Here is a 20,527-nt window from a genome sequence, read left to right on the forward strand (position 1 = left end):
CAAAGGTAACAAAATGACCAAATATCTCGGGAAATGATCGATATAATGTGGGAAATAAACGATAACTCCCCCGACTTGATCGATATATATCGGGAAATGATTGATAATCGCGACCAAATGATCAATATCTTTTGCAACGGCTTAACTCTAGCCAATTTTTAGACCCATGTGATAGAATAGTAGTCGCAATATTCAATATGGAGGCGATGTTTCATTGATCATGAAGGAAAAAACTAGTTCGTTAAAGGCAATCGGTCTGGAGGCGTTACTGCGAAGGTTGCCAGATCAACACCCGCGCTATGCGGACATCGAGAGTGAGTTAGGAAAGACTCGGGCCGGTGAAAACGGCGAACGAATACTAGCGGATGTTTTCAACAAATATCAGTTCCCTTTCGAGCATTACATCTTTCATGACTTACATCTTCAATCAACCGGCAAATTCCAGCTGGACACACTTTTTCTTTGTCAACAAGGTGCAGTCATCTTTGAAATGAAAAATATTGCCGGCCGAATCAGTTTCCCTGAAACGCAAAACCAACTCACACGGACCCTTGAAAACGGACAAGTTGACGCATTTGAATGTCCTTCTGTCCAACTAGAGCGGAATAAAATGTTGTTGGAAGATTGGTTTTACGCGCACCACATGCCTATCCCCATTTATCAGGCAGCGGTTTTCCCCAGACCGCAACAGCAATTCGAAAACCTCCGTAAAGACTTGACTCTTCTTTTCCCACTTGAGATCCCTGTTTTTCTTCGTAGACTCAGTTCATATCACCCAACTATTGATACACCTCAACTTACAGACATTGCAAATAAGCTAACTAAGGCCCATCGCGAGTATAACCCCTTTCCACTGACAGATACATACGGGATTCCTCGGTCTGATTTACGTACCGGAGTCCGCTGCAGTCAATGCGGCCGATTTGGCATGCAATCAATATATAATGGGTGGGGATGTCCACAATGCGGCAATGTTGACGCGAATGCCCACGTCCAAGCGGTGTTGGAATACTTTATGTTGATTAATTATCGTGTTTCCAATAAGGAATGTAGGCAATTTTTACGGCTAGAATGTCGACAAAAGGTCAAACGGATATTAATGCAGTTGGGAGTTCCCTGCGAAGGAAAAAATAAGGGCAGATTGTATGTGGCGGATTTGAAATTGATTAGAGAGCTCAACGACTTAATTAGGTCAAAGGTCACAAAATGACCATATATCATGGGAAATAATCGATATATGACGGGAAATAATCGATATCCTCTCCCAATTGATTGATATAACTTAGGAAATGATCGATATCCTTCAGGAATTGATCAATAAGTTTCCGGAACCTCAAAAACCGCTCCAGTCACACCTGACTGAAGCGGTTTCTCACTTAAATAACTCTTTATACGCCAATGCCTTTAATGCCAACATCTCTTCATCCGTCAGCCTGCTTTGGATTTTATTGAAAAGCGCTTGCTGTTCTACTACGCTCATGCCTTGTCGAGCTTGCATTTGCAGTTCGTTGAGCTCGTTGAGATCAAACTTTTTCATCAAGACACGAGTCGCTTCCTCTTTCGTTTGAAAAGGGAGCTTCGAGCTGTCCACGTTTTTTCCTTCTTCAATAAATGCGCGTAATTCCGGATCGTTTTGGACTTCTTGTTTAATTGCTTCCAACTGACCGTTCGATTCCAATTCCGCCGCCACTTGGCCCATCACTTCATCAGCGATGAATTTCGTTCCGAAATGGAAAACACCGAAGCCGATAACGGCAATAACAATGGCTACACTTAATAAAATCTTTATTGCTTTCAATTAATCCGCTCCTTTTCCAATAGTATCCACTTTTCCAGCAGCAACTATACCCCTATATTTCCAACAGCTCCCGAATATCATCTTCCGTGAGTGTAGTATTCGCAGCATCTTTTGAATCAATGATTTCTTCGATAAGATTCCTCTTCTTCTCCTGCAACTCATTCATTTTATCTTCAATCGTGCCGCGCGCGACGAGTTTGATGACATGCACGTTCTGCTGTTGTCCCATGCGGTGGGCGCGGTCTGCAGCTTGCTCCTCCACTGCGGGATTCCACCATAAGTCATACAATATGACGGTATCCGCCCCGGTCAAGTTCAGCCCGGCTCCACCCGCTTTCAATGAAATAAGGAAGACGTCTCGCTCTCCTGCATTAAATCGATTGCATAGTTCTAACCGTTCCTCGGAAGGCGTTTGGCCATCTAAATAAAAGAATGGGGTTCCCTTCATTGCTAGCTCCTTGCCGATGATTCCGAGCATCTTTGTGAACTGCGAAAAGATCAATACCCTTCTTCCCGCCTGCTTTGATTCCTCAATCAATTGCTTCAACTGCTCAAACTTCGCTGAACTCCCTTTATAACCGTCAACGAACAATGCCGGGTGGCAGCAGATTTGCCGCAGCCGGGTCAGTCCCGCGAGGATTTTGATTTTATTCCTCCGAATTGTATCCTTATCCAAATGCTTCAACGTATCGTGGCGCAGTTTTGCCAAATAAGCGGCATAAAGCTTTTTCTGTTCGGGAAGGAGCTCCGCGGATTCGATGGACTCAATTTTTTCCGGTAGCTCCCCTAGGACATCCTCTTTCATCCGCCGGAGCAAAAATGGCCTTACACGACGGGATATCGCTCTCGGTGTAAGTTCACTATATTCCTGTAGCCCCATGAATAGCTCAGGAAATACGACGTGAAAGATTGACCAAAGTTCCTCCTCCGAATTTTCGATAGGCGTTCCGGTGAGCGCGAAACGGGTGTCGGCCTGCAACCTTTTCACTGCCCGAGCCGTTTGCGTAAAAGGGTTTTTGAACGCCTGCGCCTCATCGAAAAAGATTGTTAGAAAATCTTGTTTCTCAAACCATTGGATATCCCGGCGGATTAACGGATAGGACGTAATCAACACATCAACGCCATCCACGTCGTTCTGCCGCTCCACTCTCTCCTTTTTCGACCCATCTATAACGACCGCATTGATGTCAGGCACGAATTTCCGGAATTCGCTCAGCCAGTTATACGTTAAGGAAGAGGGGCAGACGATTAACACTTGCCGTTTTTTCTCGCGGATATCGGGAAGCACGGACTGGATGAACGCAATGCTCTGCAATGTTTTGCCGAGCCCCATATCATCCGCAAGCACGCCGCCGACTCCGAATTCAGCAATCGTTTTCATCCATTGAAAACCTGTTTTTTGATAATCGCGCAATACCGTCTTCAACGACGGTGGTAGTTCCGCGTAATTGCTGGGATTCAGTAAACGATTGAAAAACTGGCGAGCAGATTCCTCAACTGAAAACATTTCATCGTCACCGACTGCATCCAGGAAGCGGATGCCCCGCACAATTGGAACGTTTAATCCCTTTTCGAGGGTCTCGAGGCTCTCCGGAACTTCATTCAAAAACCGTTGAATTTCTTCAAATTCCCTCGTTTCTAATGAAAGAAGGGAACCATTTCGCAAGCGATAATACTTTCGTTTTTCTTCCAGCGCTTCAAGGATTTCACGTATTTGCTTATCCGGGATGCCGTCCATTTCAAATTTAAATTCCAGCCAATTCGTCCGGTCTTCATATGCTTTCACACGGATTCGCGGACGAGCATGCCCCCTAAAAATCCGATTTCGAATTGCTGTCGTCGCATACACTTGGACGAGCTTTTGAAGTTTCGGGAGAATATGATGGAGAAATTCATATTCCAATTCCTCATTATGCAATATATACCCTTCATCCGTTGTAGCGAATGAGCTTTCTTCCATTAACTGAAGGATGGCCCCTTCCTTTTCCAAGTCGCGTACCAAAACAGATCCCGTCGGCAAATCCCTCTCCGTCACAGGGTTCATAACGATGTTGTCATATTGGAATTCAAGGCTCGCGAGCAAACGATTGTTTACTCTATCGAGATAAAGCTTCGCCTTCAACGGTGATTTCACGAGTTGCTCTATCACCGTTTCATCGAGTTGGACATTTCCAATCCTCCGCAAGCCCGGGACAACCTTTTCGATAAAAAAGCCGATTTGCTCATTCGTAATCGGCAGCTGGCGTGTACCTGACGTTTCAATCATTTGCTGTAGATCGGTGAGCCGCTTACAGTCCTCACTGCTCATTTGGAATAATTGCCCGTCGCATAGGACGAGGTTATACGCCTGCAATACTTGTACATATGCCAATCCGTTAATTGACAATACATGTCCTCTTTCCGGATGGTTTTCGAAATGAAACCGGACAGGCAATGTCGCTTCCGATATGTGGAAACTTGTGCCGCATTCCATTACAACGTCGGGCGCTTCATTTAAAAACAGCAGTAGCTTTTCCCACGAAGAAGGCGGGATAAGTAAAGTATCGAGGCTCACTGAGCGATGTACATCTTCATTATGGATGCTAATCAGTTGTTGTAGAACGGCATCAGATTCCCGTTTAAAACAATGAAATTGGGAATCAAACGTGAATGTAGACGTGATAGTGCTTGCCCGTCCTTCATTGACATCGTTTAAAAACTGTCGGATGTTCTCTACATGAGCCCCTGCAACTGCCAACTCGATGCCGATCATTTGTTGTTTGCCAATTGCAACAGGCTTTAACGTAAACTGTAGCTCCAACACTTCCCGATTTTCGAAATGAAGCTGGTGCCCGCTCGCTCTAGGTTTTTCGTTAAAGAGGGAAAGCAGTCCTTCCGTCAAGTCCGGCTCATCTTCCCGCCTTCGATCCATCATCGCAATTAAAACAGCAGCTACATGTTGACATTTATATTTATAAAAAGACAACACCGGACAGCTGCACTCCGTCCGAAGTTCTACATCCAAAAGATCAATAATGACATGGAAGTCTTCCTTCCCTGCCACGACCGCCTCGCAATACGTGTCGCTATATTGTGTAAACGTTACTTTCTGTGTACGGTTAAACGCTTCGCCCCGTTTAAATGAAACAGATCCGCACAGATCTATAATTTTATTTTTTGTTAACTGGATACTCAATCTGCCCGTCTCCTTTCGGGGAACTATCACCTGTACAGGCGCTTTGCATATACTATCTTATCACTCAGAGGAGGTATTTGATTGTTTTATTATGGATATATGATGCCGATGAATCAATATGCACAACGTGACCCTAATGAAAGAGACCGTCAAGATAGAGTTCAGCAGATTTTGCAAAAAATTAGAAGGGAACATTATGACCTGTACCGAGAACTCGACCGGTATGGCATGAATCAGGTCATCACCAATTATGTCTTCACGCTTGTCATTGGCTTTACAATAAATGCTGCAACGGCGAATCAAACAGCCGAGCAAATTTATCGACAGTTCCAACGGCAATACCCGTGGATGAACTTATTCTTCCGTCAGTTCAACATCCCGCAAAACGTTACAGACCGCATATTGTTGCGGGTCATTCAACTCACTCTAGATGAAATCCGAGGAGGCGGTGGCCAACCCGGTCAAGGGTGGATCGGTTGGGAGGATTTGGGCGGCGTCTTAACGTCTGCTCCGGGAGTATCTTCTTGGCAGCCGAATCGGTTAGATGTTTTTGTTCGAGGGACTGACCAAGCCCTTTACCATAAATGGTGGGATGGACGTCAATGGAATGAGTGGGAAAGCCTTGGTGGAGTGTTAACGTCCGCTCCTGCAGCGGTCTCTTGGGGACCGAACCGCATTGATGTATTCGTAAGAGGAACCGACAATGCCCTTTATCATAAATGGTGGGATGGGCGTCAATGGAATGACTGGGAAAGCCTTGGCGGAGTGCTGACGAGCGACCCTGCCGCATCTTCCCGTCGGTCCAATCAAATAGATGTATTCGTGAGAGGAACTGACAATGGACTGTACAAAAAGACGTGGAACGGATCTCGATGGGAAGATTGGGAAAACCTTGGCGGCAACATGACTTCCGAACCGGCGGCTGTATCGTGGGGACCGAACCGGATTGATGTGTTTGCACGGGGACAAAACCAAGATTTGATTCATAAATGGTGGAACGGATCGACGTGGAGCAATTGGGAAAGCCTCGGCGGAGTCCTCGTCGGCGGACCAACCGTTTCCTCCAAGCAGCCGAACCGACTGCAAGTGTTCGTGCGCGGAACGGACAATAGTTTGTACTTGCGAGAATGGAACGGAACTCGCTGGATTGACTGGCAAAACCTCGGCGGATCACTCACTTCAAGGCCTGCAGCCGTATCATGGGGACCGAACCGGACGGACGTGTTTGCAAGAGGACAAAACCAAAGCCTCATTCATTTGTATCAAAATAGATAAACTAAAAAACAGGGACACGTCGATGCTTACTAGACGTGTCCCTGCTTATATTTCGGAAATTTAAAGCTCCTGATAATCCTTCATGAACCTGCCGCTTTCCTTCACTTCGGAGTGATACAGTGCCTTCAATGCAAAACTCTTTTCCAACTCATGTTCCTTCATGATCTGCTTCAACCGCTGCGTCAATTCCGCATTGTTTTTCACAAGCAGTTCCATTTTCGATTTCGAATATTGCATGATCGTGTCCTCCTTGTGCTTTCATTTAACCAGTGTAGCATAATCAATCGTCCGATTGCGCCCCGTCTGTTTCGCTTCATAAAGGCATTGGTCTGCCAACTCCAACAGCTCCGCCGAGTACGCTCGATCTTCTGGGTACATTGCAATCCCAATGGAAATCGTGACAATTTCCCCGCATGGACTGACTGTGCTTTCCAGCTTCTTGCGCAACCGTTCCGCTACTCGGAAAGCCTCCTGCCGATTCGTTTCCGGCAATAGCATGATAAATTCCTCTCCACCGAAACGGCAGCATACATCATCTTTCCGGACAACTTCAAGCACAGACGCCGCCAAATACTTCAGCACTTCATCACCCATCGAATGTCCATACGTATCATTGACGCGCTTGAATTTATCGATATCAAAAATAAGCAATGCAAAAGGGCGTCCCTGCTCTGTCCATTTCTCCAAATGCGCATCCATCGCCCGGCGGTTCATCAGCTTCGTCAACGGATCGACCGTTGATTGGTGAATAAAGTAATTCAAGCTATAATTCAATGCCTTTTTCAATTGAATCGCTTCATAGTACCATGCATTTACGTTATTGATTTTTTCCCCTTGATTGTTTTCGATGCTGGACTCGGCATACGAGGCGAGCATAGTCAAAGGATGGGCAATATGAATAGACACAAACAAGATGACGAGGAAGGAGATGACGATGATTGGAATTGTCTTCAATATCATTTCCTTTATCATCTTGACGGATGGCACCAAAGCGACTTCTTTCGGCCTTTGGGTCACCACTCCCCAATCGGCGATTGGAATCGTCGCATAACCCGCGAGCATTTCGACCCCCAATGTATTTTGGACTTCCATCGCACCACTTTTACCCGCTACCAACTGCTGGACGACCGGATTTTCCAACACAACGTCATTCACGCGACGAGGATCTTGATGGTAGATGACGCGTCCGCTTTTATCGACAACATAGACATAGGAACCGTCCTCGTAAAAATGTTCACCTAATACGTGCTGGAGAATATTTTCTTCCTTCAAATAAATCGTTCCCCCAACAAGGCCGAGATAATCGCCCCCACCGTCGAAGATTGGATAGGAAAGGAAAATAATTAATCGACCAGTTAAGCTGATGTAAGGTTGTGAAATCAATGCTTCGCGACTCTTCAGCGCCTCGTGACCGCCTTCCGAATCTAGTACTTTCCCTTTTAAATCCAAAGTTTCCGGATAGCCGGCTAAAATTTCACCCTCTTTATCGACGATTAAGACCGAATTGAACGTATTCGTCTGTTTTTTCATTCGCTCCACTTCGGAAAACAGTGTTTGTTCGACATTTTCCTGACCCATGAAAGGCGCAATGTAACGAGCACTCATTTCCAAAGATTGCAGCGTCATCGACAAATAAGACTCCGTCGACTGTGCCAACTTCACCGCATACACGCGATTCGTTTCCAACGTACCCTCAATTAATGATTGCTGTTCCACCCGATATCCCGAAATGATGCTGGCAGCCAATGTCAGCACTATTGATACGAATGCAACTAGACCTATTAAATACTTTAACGACAGTCTCAAAGTGCCCACATCCTTGTTCAAATTCTATGAACCTTGCACCACCTACCATCTATATACCCAAAAAACGCCATAATATTGGTATGAATTTGTGATTTTTACTATATAAATTTAACTAGCCATTAGTCTTAGTTAACTGCGCAGCTTCGGGGGATGTGGGCGGTGTTTTGCTCGAGTTTGGGCTGGTTTTAGCGCAATCTTGTTGAGTTATGGCGCAATCTCTGATAGTTATGATCACTTAAGGACTTTTAACCTATTCAGAAATTTAATTGAAATCAACATGAATAATTCCCCCAACATTGCACATTATAGGTGTACGAATACCTTTCCGAAATAGCTCAGCGGTGGAGCAATCGGCTGTTAACCGATAGGCCGTAGGTTCGAATCCTACTTTCGGAGTAAAGGCTGTCTCTGTCGTAACGACTGACGAGACAGCCCTTTTTCATTATCAGTGTGGGAGGACATCGATGTGGACACAAATAATTTAGCGGTTTTCGCTTTAGGCGGCATTAATGAAATCGGGAAAAATATGTACGTCATCCAATATGAAGACGATATTGTCGTAGTCGATTGCGGTTCAAAATTTCCAGACGAAAGTTTACTGGGCGTCGATCTGATCATACAAGACATTTCCTACTTAAAGGAACACCGGGAAAACGTGCGAGGACTCATTGTTACTCATGGACATGAAGACCATATCGGCGGCATTCCGTACTTTTTGAAACAAATGAATGTCCCTATTTACGCGACGCGGCTGACACTCGGTCTTATCGAATTGAGAATAAAGGAGCACGGCCTTCTCCGGGATACGAAGCTTACATTAATTGACGGAGATTCAACTATTGACCTCGGTACGATGACCGCCACGTTCTTCAAAACAAATCATAGCATTCCGGATTGTCTCGGTATCGCTTTCGAAACGCCCGAAGGAACGGTCGTGCATACGGGTGATTTCAAGTTTGATTTGACGCCTGTAAATAATGAATACGCGGACCTTCATAAAATGGCTGAAATCGGGAAAAAGGGTGTTTTGCTTTTATTATCCGAAAGCACGAATGCGGAACGCCAAGGGTTTTCGCAATCCGAACGGGTTGTTGGGGATCATATCGCAGATGCATTCCGGAAAGCGGAAGGGAAAATCTTTATTTCAACATTCGCTTCGAATGTCCATCGTGTGCAGCAAATTATCGAAGCTGCACAAATGACGAATCGGAAAATTGCCTTGCTCGGCAGAAGCATGGTGAATGTCGTTTCAGTCGCGGACGAACTCGGGTATTTGGACATCCCAGAAGGAATGCTCATTGAACAGCAGGAAGTCAATCAGATGAATCCTGAAAATGTCGTGATTATTTGTACAGGAAGCCAAGGCGAGCCGATGGCGGCATTATCGCGACTATCGAGTAATAATTTCCGCCAAGTATCCGTATATCCCGGAGATACCGTCATTTTTGCGTCCAGTCCGATACCAGGGAATGAAAAAAGCGTGTCTCGCATCATCGACAACTTGTACCGGCTAGGAGCTAACGTCATTTACGGAACGGGCGGAGCAACCGGCATGCATGTTTCTGGACATGCTTATCGGGAAGAGTTGAAACTGATGCTTTCGTTAATGCAACCGACGTATTTTATCCCGATCCATGGTGAGTACCGCATGTTGGAGTTGCATCGTTCAATGGCGGAAGCAGTCGGCGTGGAGAGGGAAAATATTTTTCTTCTGAATAACGGCGATGTTGTGGACATTCAGAACGGCGTCGCGCGCCAAACGAGGCATGTAGAAGCAGGAGATGTCTTTGTCGACGGACTAGGCATCGGGGATGTTGGAAGAGTCGTCTTGCGCGATCGCAAACTACTTTCCGAAGAAGGGATGCTCATCATCGTCGTTTCCATGAGTAAATCGGATGGGCGAATCATTTCGAATCCGGACACGATTTCACGGGGCTTCGTCTACGAACGAGATGCGAATGAGCTTTACAAAGAAGTAAATGAGTTAGTCATCGCAACAATCAAGGATGCAAAGCCATCCACCCGCTATCGACGGAACGACATGAAACACGAGATTCGGAAAGCGGTTGACAAGCTGCTCTATACCCGAACGAGAAGAAGGCCGATGATCCTGCCTTTTATTATCGAAATATAAGAATGAAGCGGAGGACATCGCTTGGCCTCCGCTTCAGCATTTTCACTGCTGATCCTCTTTTACCAATCCAAACACATAATGATCAACAAATTTATCATACAACCACTCTGCTTGTTGCAAACGGCCTTCCTGTTTGAAGCCAAGCCGTTGCGGGATCGCTGCGCTTTTTACATTTTCAGTCGCAGTACGGATTTCAATCCGATTCAGTTCTAATTCGTTAAAGCAATAGTCGACAACCGCCCGGCACGCTTTCGTCATTAATCCCTTGCCTTCAAAGCCAGTTCCTAGCCAGTACCCAATCGATGTTGATTTGTTTGACCAATTAATGCCATGCAGGCCGATGACGCCGGCGAGCTCTCCTTTGTACCAAATGCCTGCCTGAAAGCCGTCATTCCTGCTGAACTGCTGTAATGTTCCACTGATGAAACTTCTCGAATCTGCTACAGTCCATGTGAAATCGAGCCATGGAAGCCATTCTCGTAGGCTTTCTCTTGATTGATTGGTTAATTGGAAAAGCTGTTCAGCATGTCCGTGTTCTAATAATCGTAACTCGATATTTTCGTCTATTTTATAACTAAACATTTGACTGATCCCCCTTTTATTGTATATTCGTCGTTTCCAGAAACGCATAAACTCCGACAAGTGCGCATAAATCCGCTTACGTACGCATAATCACGTACAAAAGCGCATAAATGGAAATAAAAGCTCATAATTCCTCCGATACGTTCATAAACGAAAATAATCACGCATAACGTTCAATTTACACGCATAAATAAAGGCTTCCATATAATTATCCTACAACTAACTCCCAAAATCTAGTCGATGCCGGAGATAGCGGCACACTTTTCAAGGAACAGATACCGATGCTTCGATGCGGAATTTGTTCGGTTAGCTGAACTTCATGAAGAATCCCGCTCTCTAAATAATGTTCCGTGAATTCCCTCGTTACGCAGGCAATCCCCATATTCATCCTCGCAAATTCCACAACGAGATCATGGGACCCCAATTCGAACTCGGGCGAGATTGTTACCCCTTTGGTCGACAAATAATCCTCGACATATTTTCTCGAATTCGAACTCGGCTCGAGGAAAATAAGCGGGAGCTTGGTAAGTTCCTGGAAGTCAATCTGCCTTGCTAGCAGCTTCCTGTATTTATCTCCATAGACGAACGTATCATGGATATCCAAGCAAGGTGTTACGTTCAATGTAGGATCGCTTACAGGCAAGTTGCAGATGACAATATCGACTTGACCCGATTTCAAGAATGAAATAAGTTCATCCGTCGTTCCATTCTCGATTTTTAATTTGATATTCGGAAATCGGCTACGGAAGGATTCGAGATGGGGAAGAAGAAAGTACTTGGAAATTGTATCTCCGACGCCAATTCGCAGTTCACCGGTCGTCAGATTTTTGAACTCTGCAATCTTTTCTTCACCGATTTCGATTAAATTGATGGCTGAATTAACATACTCCAAAAGAAGGCTTCCTTCATTCGTCAACGTGACTCCTTTAGGTGTCCGGTTGAACAGTCGTGTATCGAGTTCCCGTTCCAGTTGCATAATCGATTGGCTAACAGCTGGCTGGGTCATGAATAGTTCTTTCGCAGCGCCTGAAAAGCTTTTATTTTTCCCAACGATACAAAAAACACGGTACAAGTCTAATTTACTAACCATATAACCACCCCTTATACCCATTATTAGATATATTAATTTTACTTATACCACTGATTGGTAGTATAGTACAAGTAGATCGTCAGTTAAGTTATACCGATAAGGAGCGATAACATTGGAAAGAGTAGTTGGAACGGTTGTCAGAGGTCTTCGTTGCCCGATTATCAATAAAGGGGATAACATCGAGGAGATCGTCGTAGATAGCGTATTAAAAGCGGCAGAAGTTGAAGGGTTGACCATCAATGACAGAGATATTGTCAGTATTACGGAATCCATCGTAGCTCGCGCCCAAGATAATTACGCGACAGTCGATCATATTGCGAAAGACGTTCAAGCGAAATTCGGCGACAGCACAATCGGCGTTATTTTCCCGATTTTAAGCCGTAACCGATTTGCAATTTGTCTTCGCGGAATTGCGAAAGGTGCTGCGAAGAAAATCGTTTTGATGCTCAGCTATCCATCCGATGAAGTCGGTAACCACCTTGTCGATCTTGACATGCTCGACGAAAAGGGCGTTAATCCATGGACGGACGTATTGAATGAACAAGAGTTCCGCAACCATTTTGGATATAATAAACATACATTTACAGGTATCGATTACATCGATTATTATAAATCAATCGTTGAAGAGTACGGAGTAGAGTGCGAAGTCATCTTCTCGAACAACGCGAAGACGATTCTTGATTACACGAAAGACGTACTTACGTGCGATATCCATTCCCGTTTTAGAACGAAACGTATTTTGAAAGCAAACGGTGGCGAAAAGATCTATAGCCTCGATAATATCCTTGCTGAATCAGTCGATGGCAGCGGATTTAATGAAGCATACGGTCTGCTTGGCTCAAATAAAGCGACGGAAGACAGCATAAAGCTATTCCCTCGTAATTGCCAGCCAGTCGTTGACACAATCCAAGCTTCCCTAAAGGAAAAGACCGGGAAAACGGTTGAAGTGATGGTATATGGCGACGGCGCTTTCAAAGATCCAGTCGGCAAGATCTGGGAACTTGCGGATCCAGTCGTATCCCCTGCCTACACAGCAGGCCTAGACGGCACACCAAATGAAATTAAGTTGAAATACCTTGCAGACAATAATTTTGCTGATTTACGCGGCGAAGAGTTGAAAAAGGCAATCAATGACTTCATTGAAAACAAAGAGGAAGACCTCGTCGGCTCGATGGAATCCCAAGGGACAACACCACGGAAACTGACAGACCTCATCGGTTCATTGTCTGATTTGACGTCTGGTAGCGGCGATAAAGGTACTCCGATCGTGTTCATTCAAGGATACTTTGATAACTTTACGAAATAAGATGCAGCCCTTAGTCATTTGACTGAGGGCTTTTTTATGGCATGTTTACTATATACTTCTCTTAACGTGATGTTCCCACTTCTCCTCACTGCGTCATGCCTGCCGGTAATGAGTTAATAAACTCTCGTACTTCCTTGTAATACGCATGAGGCGCAACAGAAAACTCCATCGTTTGAATATCTGGGAGCCAATGCACACCTACTGTATAAATATCGGCTGCTATCCCCGCTTGAATATCCGCATTACTATCGCCAATAAACATCGCTTCATGATTGTTCACATGTAACTGTGATAGTGCTTTGAGTAATCCTTCTGGATGGGGCTTTGGCTCAATTACATCATCGCCGGTTATGATTACGTCAAAAAAATCGTGCATTTGGAGTGCTTTCATCGAGATATCCAAACTTCTCTTTGCCTTACCCGTTACAATGCCTAATTTTAGGCCCTTCCTTTTCATCTCAAGCAATAAATCATGAATCTCCTGATTTGCCGCAACTAGGTCATTATGCTTTTCCAAATACTTTTCGTAATACAACTCAATCGCCTGCTCCTTATTTTCATGCAGAAGATTTCCTTTTATAATTCCAACTTCACAAGGGCCAAACATAGCTCTGATTTCCCCCGATGACAGTTGTTTGTTGTCAAACTCCTTGAAAACACTTTGAAAAGCATAATCACAAATAGGCAATGTATTCGCTAATGTTCCATCAAAATCAAAAATTATTGCTTTCACATGTAACACTCCTTCCCTATTCTTCCATGTTGAACAAATTCGACATTGCATGTGAAAAACCCTCTTCTATGAGTTTTGCAGTCAATTCACATCATTTTCTGGATGAGATTGTTATTGAGATAGAGAAGTGACAAAAGGTAGAGGGAGCAATCCCTCTACCTTTCCTATCTTAATTCCTCCAACACTTTCTGCGCTTGATAACCGGCTTCAAAATCATAAATTTCCGCTTCTTGCCCATTCACTGCTTTTAGTAACTCATCGATCAAGCGTTGCGGTGTCATTTCCTCAAGGGAAATTGTTTCCAATTCGTCGCCAGTTTTTCCTCCTCGTAAATGTCCCCAATTTTCTAGACTTAGGACGCCGTCCATTCCATATGCAGTAAACCCGATATGTTCTTTCCCGGCTATTCCGCTCAACCCTTCAATCAAAACCGGTGTACCGTCCGCCAGCTCTGCTGTCGCAATGATGCCTGTTTCGCATAACGTCGGGTCATTAGGAAACTCTAAACGTGTTTGGATATTGCGGATTTCGCCAAACAGCTTCAACGTCTGCTGAATGAAATGGACACCGACTTCGAGAACAAAACCGCCCTGCTCTCGCCCGCCAACCCAGTCATTCTGCTGCCAAGCACGTGGCCATTCTGGGAAATACATGGAGAGCTGAAGGCGACGCAACTTGCCAATGTAGTTGTCCTCGATGAGTTCAGCGAATTTCGTTGCCGCTTGGCCATAATTTAGCGGGAAGTTCATGGCGTGAACGATGCCCGCTTCCTTCGCAGCATCCGCCATCTCCTTCGCCTCTTCTAACGAATTTGCTAAAGGCTTCTCGCATAGGACGTGCTTTTTCGCTTGAATGGCATCCATAACGATGGCGTGGTGGAATTTCGGTGGCACTGCCACGTAGACAACGTCCACCTTCTCGTTGGCAAGTAGCTGCTTATAGTCTGTATAGGCTTGTATGTTGCCAAGCCTGTCGGCGGTTTCTATTGCTAGTGATTCATTTTGATCGCAAACAGCGACGACAGCGACTTCGTCATGCACCGTAAATTGATTAAGTAACCGTTGCCCAATGGCGCCTAAACCGATAATCCCAATATGTATCATGAAAATTCCCCCTTTTCCCTATCGTACAATAGGTGGGGTGGACTGTCATTTGTTCATAACGAGAGCTTTTTCGTCGTATATGAGAACTCTTTCACGGAGAACGAGAACTTCTTTGCTGTAAACGAGAACTCCTACGCAGAGATTGAGAACTTCTTCTCCGTAAACGAGAACTCTTTCGCGAAGAACGAGAACTCCTTCGCCATAAACGAGAACTCTTCTGGATATTTTTAAAAAGTAAAAAGTGACAGCCCCCACGATTGCAGGATCACTGTCACTCCATTTTATTTCTTGTCTTTGTCAGATTGCTTTCGTTCCTTTGTAAAGTCCGGTTCCTCTCCGAACTCAGCATTCATGGCCGGGGTTGAATGGCGACGCCGAGTCGTAACAGTTTCGTTGTCCTCGTCTGGTTTAAATAATAGGCCCAAGCAAATCAAACCGCCAATAGCTACAAGGGCGTAAACTACCCTCGACAAAAAGGCATCTTGTCCACCAAATAATGATGCAACTAAGTCAAACTGGAAGAAAGCGATGAGTCCCCAATTTAATGCTCCAATAATGACCAGTGCTAATGCAATACGTCGTAAAGCTCCCATATCATATTCCTCCTCATGTAAACAATTAGTATCATCTTTTGCTAAATAAGGATTTTCATACATAATGAAGGTATCCAAAATTAACCAAGTGCACTTCTGTTTTATTACTGTAATGAAACTTTCGCGCGAACTAACCGTAAAGCAATGTAGTAAAGGAGTGTAAACATGAATAACAAACCTGTATTAGACATTCCAAAATCCTCGTTTGAAAAAACATTGGACATTATAACCGCACTTATCTTTTTAGCTGGCATCATTTATACGATTGTAATTTGGGGGCAACTTCCTGACCAAGTGCCTGCGCATTATAACGCGGCAGGTGACGTGGACCGTTGGGGATCCAAATGGGAGCTTATCTTGTTGCCTATTATCGCTGCCTTGTTAGCGGTGTTCTTGACGTTTCTCGAGAAGCATCCCGAGTGGCATAACTATATAAAGTTGAATGAAAACAATATTGAGTTTCAATATAAGAACTCACGGATGTTATTAAACGTCTTGAAAAATGAATGTGTTCTTCTTTTCACGTTTCTAACTTACAAAACTGAGCAAGTGGCTTTAGGGAACATCGACTCCCTCGGTATCACCTTTCTGCCTATTTTCCTCGTCATCTTGTTCGGGTCGATGGCATTCTTTATCGTCCGTTCGTTGAGATAATTGTTTGATTGGCAAATAAAAAAACCATTCCAAGTTGCAAATTCAACCGGAATGGCTCTTTTCATTATTTATTCAAACGCAGGAATTGCGGTTTCGTCATAGTTTTCTTCTAAAAATTCGCGTACTTCCGGGCTCGTCATTGCGTCAGCCAACTTTTGAATCGGCTCCCAGTCTTTATTGTCTTCACGAGCAATTAGCGTGATCGCAAAGTCATTTTCGATTCCTTCTGTCAACAACGCATCACTTTTCGGCGTCAATCCGAGTGGTGCAGCATAAGCAGGCGTCATCACGACCGCATCCGCATCATCATACATGCGCGCAAGCATGAGCAAATCGACTTCTTCAAACTTATAGTTTTTCGGATTGTCGACAATATCGGCTTTCGTATAATACGTGTCTTTCTTTTCACCTAACGTAATGACTTCATGCTGTGCAAGCAACGCTAACGAACGGTCGATGTTGGAAACATCGTTTGCCATTGCGATGACCGCACCTTCTGGCAGTTCATCAATTGAAGCGAAGTCTTTTGAGTACACGCCATAGTTTGCAAAATAGATTGGTGTAATCGGAACTAAGTTTGCATTGTTATTACGGTTGAACTCTTCCATGTACGGTACGTGCTGGAAGAAGTTTACGTCCACTTCTTTCGCTGCAAGCGCACTGTTCGGCTGGACATTGTCACCTAATACGATAACTTCAAGGTCAATTCCTTCTTCAGCAAGCTTCGGTTTCACCAGCTCAAGAATTTCCGTCATCGGAGGAATCAATGAAGCGACTTTCAATGTAACTGTTTCATCTTTCTCTTGCACGTTAGCAGGGGTATCCGCTGCTTTATCTTTGCCACAACCTGCTAATAAAAGCATTAGCAATGCCGTTAGCATCAGTAGTTTTCTCATGTTGTATCCTCCTGTTATCGTTTATCTATCATTCTTGATACAGTTGTTCCGGTAAATTGGATAAGCTGTACCAGTATGACCATTATTATAATCATGTACATCATTAAATCCGTTTTGAATTGCTGATAGCCGTATCGGATTGCAAAGTCCCCGATGCCGCCACCACCGACGACGCCCATAATTGTTGAGTATGAAATAAAACTGATGATCGACGTGGTTAATCCTAAAACGAGTCCTGAACGGGCTTCGACGTATAGGAACTTAAAGATGACTTGTCTAACCGACGCCCCCATAGCAATTGCCGCTTCCATGACGCCTTTCGGAACATCGACTAACGATTGTTCAACGAGTCTAGAATAATGCGCGATGGCGATAATCGATAACGGCACGGTTGCGGCCGTCGTCCCGATAGCTGTCCCGATGAGCATCCTCGTGAACGGGATAAGGAAGACGACCAATAATAGGAACGGGAACGAACGGATTATATTTACTACTAAATTCAATACTGAAAAAACAACCGGGTTTTCATATATTTGCCCTTTCCTACACAAAAAGAGCAATGTTCCAACGGGAAGCCCGACTAACACGGCTGCAGCGATTGAAACGCCGACCATTATGAACGTCTCCCCGATTGAATTCCAAATTTCAGCTTCATATTGAAGCAAAATATCAGGCATCGTTTAGTTCACCGTCCTTTGTAAGCTGTTCTACAAAGAAACTAGGGCTATTGTCCATCATTCCAATCCCTTTCGGCTCAATGGAAACCGTATCGTAGACCTGGCCCTCATTCATAACGGTGACACGGTTGCAAATGCTTTTAATGACTTCCATCTCATGGCTAACAATGACGATCGTAACTCCGAAGCTCCGGTTAATATCTTTCAACACATGTAAAATTTCAGCAGTTGTATTCGGATCGAGAGATGACGTTGGCTCGTCGCATAACAACACTTGTGGGTTGTTCGCCAATGCCCTCGCAATCGCCACGCGTTGCTTTTGCCCGCCACTCAATTGAGCCGGATACTTGTCCATGAAACTGTCTAACCCGACAAATTGAAGACATTCTTCTACACGTGCCCGACGTCCTTTTTTCGGGTATTTTGCCAGTTCCAAAGATACAGCGACGTTTTCATACACCGTTTTATTCGCGACTAAATTAAAGTGCTGAAAAATCATCCCAATTGATTTCCTTGCTTGCCGGAGTTGTTTGCCGTTCAGAGCTGTCAACGTCTGACCATTGACGACTACTTCCCCGTCATCCGGGACTTCCAGCAAATTCATTAGTCGCAAGAGCGTTGATTTACCGGCACCACTTGCACCGATAATGCCGTGAATTTCGCCTTTTTCTACCGATAAAGAGACGGATTGAATAGCCTGAAAACACGAGAAACTTTTACTTATGTTATGTAATGTAATCATAAAAAAATCCCCTTTTCATGAATTGAAGGGTGATTGCGACGTCTTATATTATAGCTTAATTCAACCTGATTGTCATATTATTCGGTTACGTAATACTATTGTTAATTTCAATTCGCCCCCTATAGATTCCCGCAAATTAAAAAGCTGACTACGGCAAGTTACGCCGAGTCAGCTTTCTTATTTCACTCTACTTTCTGTGGTTCTTGTTCGACAATTAACGGATCGTCCACGTTCGGTACTTCTTCGTCTTCTCCTAAGGTGGCATCTTGCTCCGTCTCCCCAGATTCAACGACAATGGAATCTTCTTCGTTCACTGCCTCCGGTTGCTCATTCGACAATTCCGGTTCGACCTGCTCATCTGCAAGTAAACCGAGTGCTTGCGCAGTTGTCGCGTGGATTTCCTTTAATAGATCAGGGTTGTTGACGAGCGACACCCCATAGGAAGGAATCATTTCTTTTATTTTCGACTCCCACTCTTTAACGTGTTGTGGGAAACATTTATTTAGTACTTCAAGCATGACGTGAACAGCCGTGGATGCGCCTGGAGATGCTCCGAGCAACGCGGCGATTGAGCCGTCAGCGGCACTGACAACTTCTGTTCCAAATTGAAGTGTCCCTTTGCCACCTGCTTCCGTGTCTTTAATTACTTGAACACGTTGGCCTGCCACGACAATATCCCAATCCGCAGCTTTAGCACTCGGGATAAAGCCGCGCAATTCCTCCATCCGCTGTTCCTTCGATAACATCAGTTGCTGAATTAAGTATTTCGTCAATGCCATTTCTTTCGCACCTGCCGCCAACATCGTCAAGACGTTGCTCGGTTTCACGGACGTAATGAGATCCATGTTGGAGCCTGTTTTCAGGAACTTCGGCGAGAAGCCGGCGAACGGCCCGAATAACAATGACTTTTTATTATCGATATATCTTGTGTCAAGATGCGGAACAGACATCGGTGGTGCACCGACAGAAGCTTTTCCGTACACTTTCGCATGATGTTGTTCGACAATCTCCTGATTTTTACACACTAAAAAGAGGCCGCTCACCGGGAATCCCCCGATATGCTTCCCTTCAGGAATGCCTGATTTTTGCAATAGGTGCAAGCTTCCTCCACCAGCGCCGATAAAGACGAACTTCGCGGTATGGCGTTTAACTTCACCGTTGCTCTGATTTTTCACTTTCAATTCCCATGATCCGTCAGCTGTACGTTTCAAAGAGCTCACATTATGGTTGTAGTTTATATCGACATTACTATTCTTCAAATGGTCAAACAACACGCGTGTTAAAGCGCCAAAGTTGACGTCCGTTCCGGAATCAATTTTGGTCGCAGCAATCGGTTCTTTCACAGTCCGATCCTTCATCATAAGAGGAATCCATTCTTTCAATGTCTCCGGGTCATCGGAAAATTCCATGCCCTCGAATAGCGGATTATTGGAAAGCGCTTCAAAACGATTTCTTAAAAACTTCACATTATCTTCACCATGAACGTAGCTCATATGAGGCAATGGCATAATGAAGTCTTCTGGGTTACTAATTAGTTGCTTGTTTACAAGATAAGACCAAAATTGCATAGAAAGCTGGAATTGTTCGTTGACCTGGATCGCCTTACTAATATCCAAAGTCCCGTCCGGCTTTTCATTGGTGTAGTTGAGCTCGCATAATGCAGCATGTCCTGTCCCTGCATTATTCCATTCGTTGGAGCTCTCTTCCCCCGCGCTCGGAAGCTTCTCGAACACTGTGATTTTCCATTCCGGCGCCAATTCCTTCAACATTGTTCCCAAAGTTGCACTCATGATTCCGGCACCAATTAAGATGACGTCTGTTTTCTTTTCTCCGTTGCTCATTTTTATCATCCTTATACCGTTAATTTGCAGAAAGGATGTAGACTCTCCTCTTTGGCGTCACAGCAGAACAAGACGCGAGCTAGGAACACACACCTTTTCTGTTAATAATAACCTCATATATT

18 protein-coding genes and 1 tRNA gene are annotated in these 20,527 nt (G+C 44.6%); 6 read left to right on the forward strand and 13 right to left on the reverse strand.

Annotation, left to right across the window (positions count from 1 at the left end; genetic code table 11):
* Positions 1–220: 220 nt before the first annotated feature.
* On the forward strand, positions 221–1,210 hold the full coding sequence (locus tag QM454_RS05465; protein WP_432363875.1) for a nuclease-related domain-containing protein: 990 nt from the start codon (positions 221–223) through the stop codon (positions 1,208–1,210).
* A gap of 162 nt (positions 1,211–1,372) precedes the next feature.
* On the opposite strand, the gene QM454_RS05470 is transcribed toward QM454_RS05465, so the two are convergent.
* Positions 1,373–1,798 carry a hypothetical protein gene (locus tag QM454_RS05470; RefSeq protein WP_432362594.1) on the reverse strand — a complete coding sequence of 142 codons (426 nt, stop codon included), beginning with the start codon at positions 1,796–1,798 and terminating at the stop codon, positions 1,373–1,375.
* A gap of 52 nt (positions 1,799–1,850) precedes the next feature.
* Positions 1,851–4,973, reverse strand: a complete 3,123-nt coding sequence (locus tag QM454_RS05475) for an SNF2 helicase associated domain-containing protein (protein ID WP_432362596.1) — start codon at positions 4,971–4,973, stop codon at positions 1,851–1,853.
* An 81-nt stretch (positions 4,974–5,054) separates the two neighbouring features.
* On the opposite strand from QM454_RS05475, the gene QM454_RS05480 reads away from it, so the two are divergent.
* On the forward strand, positions 5,055–6,248 hold the full coding sequence (locus QM454_RS05480; protein ID WP_432362598.1) for a sialidase: 1,194 nt from the start codon (positions 5,055–5,057) through the stop codon (positions 6,246–6,248).
* A gap of 60 nt (positions 6,249–6,308) precedes the next feature.
* On the opposite strand, the gene QM454_RS05485 is transcribed toward QM454_RS05480, so the two are convergent.
* Positions 6,309–6,485 (reverse strand): hypothetical protein, encoded by a 177-nt coding sequence (locus QM454_RS05485; RefSeq protein ID WP_252504891.1) that lies wholly within the window; start codon positions 6,483–6,485, stop codon positions 6,309–6,311.
* 21 nt (positions 6,486–6,506) lie between these two features.
* Positions 6,507–8,054, reverse strand: a complete 1,548-nt coding sequence (locus QM454_RS05490) for a sensor domain-containing diguanylate cyclase (protein ID WP_432362600.1) — start codon at positions 8,052–8,054, stop codon at positions 6,507–6,509.
* Positions 8,055–8,378: 324 nt separating this feature from the next.
* Here QM454_RS05490 and QM454_RS05495 point away from each other — a divergent pair.
* Together QM454_RS05495 and QM454_RS05500 are read left to right on the forward strand one after the other, a co-directional pair.
* Positions 8,379–8,450, forward strand: a tRNA-Asn gene (locus QM454_RS05495).
* Positions 8,451–8,514: 64 nt separating this feature from the next.
* The gene (locus tag QM454_RS05500) at positions 8,515–10,188 is read left to right on the forward strand and encodes a ribonuclease J (RefSeq protein ID WP_432363877.1); all 1,674 of its coding nucleotides are present in this window, start codon (positions 8,515–8,517) and stop codon (positions 10,186–10,188) included.
* Positions 10,189–10,230: 42 nt separating this feature from the next.
* On the opposite strand, the gene QM454_RS05505 is transcribed toward QM454_RS05500, so the two are convergent.
* Both QM454_RS05505 and QM454_RS05510 read right to left on the reverse strand, forming a co-directional pair.
* Positions 10,231–10,770 (reverse strand): GNAT family N-acetyltransferase, encoded by a 540-nt coding sequence (locus QM454_RS05505; RefSeq protein ID WP_432362602.1) that lies wholly within the window; start codon positions 10,768–10,770, stop codon positions 10,231–10,233.
* 208 nt (positions 10,771–10,978) lie between these two features.
* Positions 10,979–11,860: a LysR family transcriptional regulator gene (locus QM454_RS05510; protein ID WP_432362604.1), complete on the reverse strand. Its 882-nt coding sequence runs from the start codon at positions 11,858–11,860 to the stop codon at positions 10,979–10,981.
* 112 nt (positions 11,861–11,972) lie between these two features.
* Between QM454_RS05510 and QM454_RS05515 the strand changes: the two genes are divergently transcribed.
* Positions 11,973–13,166 carry a coenzyme F420-0:L-glutamate ligase gene (locus QM454_RS05515; RefSeq protein WP_432362606.1) on the forward strand — a complete coding sequence of 398 codons (1,194 nt, stop codon included), beginning with the start codon at positions 11,973–11,975 and terminating at the stop codon, positions 13,164–13,166.
* A gap of 85 nt (positions 13,167–13,251) precedes the next feature.
* Here QM454_RS05515 and QM454_RS05520 read toward each other — a convergent pair whose 3' ends face one another.
* The 3 genes from QM454_RS05520 to QM454_RS05530 all read right to left on the reverse strand — a co-directional run bounded on the left by QM454_RS05520 (position 13,252) and on the right by QM454_RS05530 (position 15,595).
* Positions 13,252–13,899: an HAD family hydrolase gene (locus QM454_RS05520; RefSeq protein ID WP_432362609.1), complete on the reverse strand. Its 648-nt coding sequence runs from the start codon at positions 13,897–13,899 to the stop codon at positions 13,252–13,254.
* Positions 13,900–14,063: 164 nt separating this feature from the next.
* Entirely contained in the window at positions 14,064–15,002 is a 939-nt protein-coding gene (locus QM454_RS05525) for a Gfo/Idh/MocA family protein (protein WP_432362612.1), read from the reverse strand.
* A 281-nt stretch (positions 15,003–15,283) separates the two neighbouring features.
* A complete protein-coding gene (locus tag QM454_RS05530) occupies positions 15,284–15,595 on the reverse strand; it encodes a DUF378 domain-containing protein (protein WP_432362614.1) in 312 nt (103 codons plus the stop codon).
* 165 nt (positions 15,596–15,760) lie between these two features.
* Here QM454_RS05530 and QM454_RS05535 point away from each other — a divergent pair, with 165 nt between their 5' ends.
* The gene (locus tag QM454_RS05535; RefSeq protein WP_432362617.1) at positions 15,761–16,249 is read left to right on the forward strand and encodes a DUF1648 domain-containing protein; all 489 of its coding nucleotides are present in this window, start codon (positions 15,761–15,763) and stop codon (positions 16,247–16,249) included.
* A 68-nt stretch (positions 16,250–16,317) separates the two neighbouring features.
* Here QM454_RS05535 and QM454_RS05540 read toward each other — a convergent pair whose 3' ends face one another.
* The 4 genes from QM454_RS05540 to QM454_RS05555 all read right to left on the reverse strand — a co-directional run bounded on the left by QM454_RS05540 (position 16,318) and on the right by QM454_RS05555 (position 20,405).
* Positions 16,318–17,145 (reverse strand): MetQ/NlpA family ABC transporter substrate-binding protein, encoded by an 828-nt coding sequence (locus QM454_RS05540; protein WP_432362620.1) that lies wholly within the window; start codon positions 17,143–17,145, stop codon positions 16,318–16,320.
* 14 nt (positions 17,146–17,159) lie between these two features.
* Positions 17,160–17,822, reverse strand: a complete 663-nt coding sequence (locus QM454_RS05545; RefSeq protein WP_432362622.1) for a methionine ABC transporter permease — start codon at positions 17,820–17,822, stop codon at positions 17,160–17,162.
* Positions 17,815–18,564, reverse strand: coding sequence for a methionine ABC transporter ATP-binding protein (locus tag QM454_RS05550; protein WP_432362625.1), 750 nt, complete (start codon positions 18,562–18,564; stop codon positions 17,815–17,817). Before QM454_RS05550 ends, QM454_RS05545 begins: the two co-directional genes overlap by 8 nt.
* A gap of 182 nt (positions 18,565–18,746) precedes the next feature.
* Positions 18,747–20,405, reverse strand: a complete 1,659-nt coding sequence (locus QM454_RS05555; RefSeq protein ID WP_432362627.1) for a malate:quinone oxidoreductase — start codon at positions 20,403–20,405, stop codon at positions 18,747–18,749.
* Positions 20,406–20,527: the final 122 nt, after the last annotated feature.

This window comes from Sporosarcina sp. UB5 (assembly GCF_050859005.1).
Taxonomy (GTDB): domain Bacteria; phylum Bacillota; class Bacilli; order Bacillales_A; family Planococcaceae; genus Sporosarcina.

What these genes read in the sequence shown, in the direction of transcription:
- QM454_RS05465 (WP_432363875.1), top strand. Translation starts at nt 221, where the DNA reads ATGAAGGAAAAAACTAGTTCGTTAAAGGCAATCGGTCTGGAGGCGTTA.
- QM454_RS05485 (WP_252504891.1), bottom strand. Translation starts at nt 6,485, where the DNA reads ATGCAATATTCGAAATCGAAAATGGAACTGCTTGTGAAAAACAATGCG.
- QM454_RS05505 (WP_432362602.1), bottom strand. Translation starts at nt 10,770, where the DNA reads ATGTTTAGTTATAAAATAGACGAAAATATCGAGTTACGATTATTAGAA.
- QM454_RS05510 (WP_432362604.1), bottom strand. Translation starts at nt 11,860, where the DNA reads ATGGTTAGTAAATTAGACTTGTACCGTGTTTTTTGTATCGTTGGGAAA.
- QM454_RS05525 (WP_432362612.1), bottom strand. Translation starts at nt 15,002, where the DNA reads ATGATACATATTGGGATTATCGGTTTAGGCGCCATTGGGCAACGGTTA.
- QM454_RS05530 (WP_432362614.1), bottom strand. Translation starts at nt 15,595, where the DNA reads ATGGGAGCTTTACGACGTATTGCATTAGCACTGGTCATTATTGGAGCA.
- QM454_RS05535 (WP_432362617.1), top strand. Translation starts at nt 15,761, where the DNA reads ATGAATAACAAACCTGTATTAGACATTCCAAAATCCTCGTTTGAAAAA.
- QM454_RS05540 (WP_432362620.1), bottom strand. Translation starts at nt 17,145, where the DNA reads ATGAGAAAACTACTGATGCTAACGGCATTGCTAATGCTTTTATTAGCA.
- QM454_RS05545 (WP_432362622.1), bottom strand. Translation starts at nt 17,822, where the DNA reads ATGCCTGATATTTTGCTTCAATATGAAGCTGAAATTTGGAATTCAATC.
- QM454_RS05550 (WP_432362625.1), bottom strand. Translation starts at nt 18,564, where the DNA reads ATGATTACATTACATAACATAAGTAAAAGTTTCTCGTGTTTTCAGGCT.
- QM454_RS05555 (WP_432362627.1), bottom strand. Translation starts at nt 20,405, where the DNA reads ATGAGCAACGGAGAAAAGAAAACAGACGTCATCTTAATTGGTGCCGGA.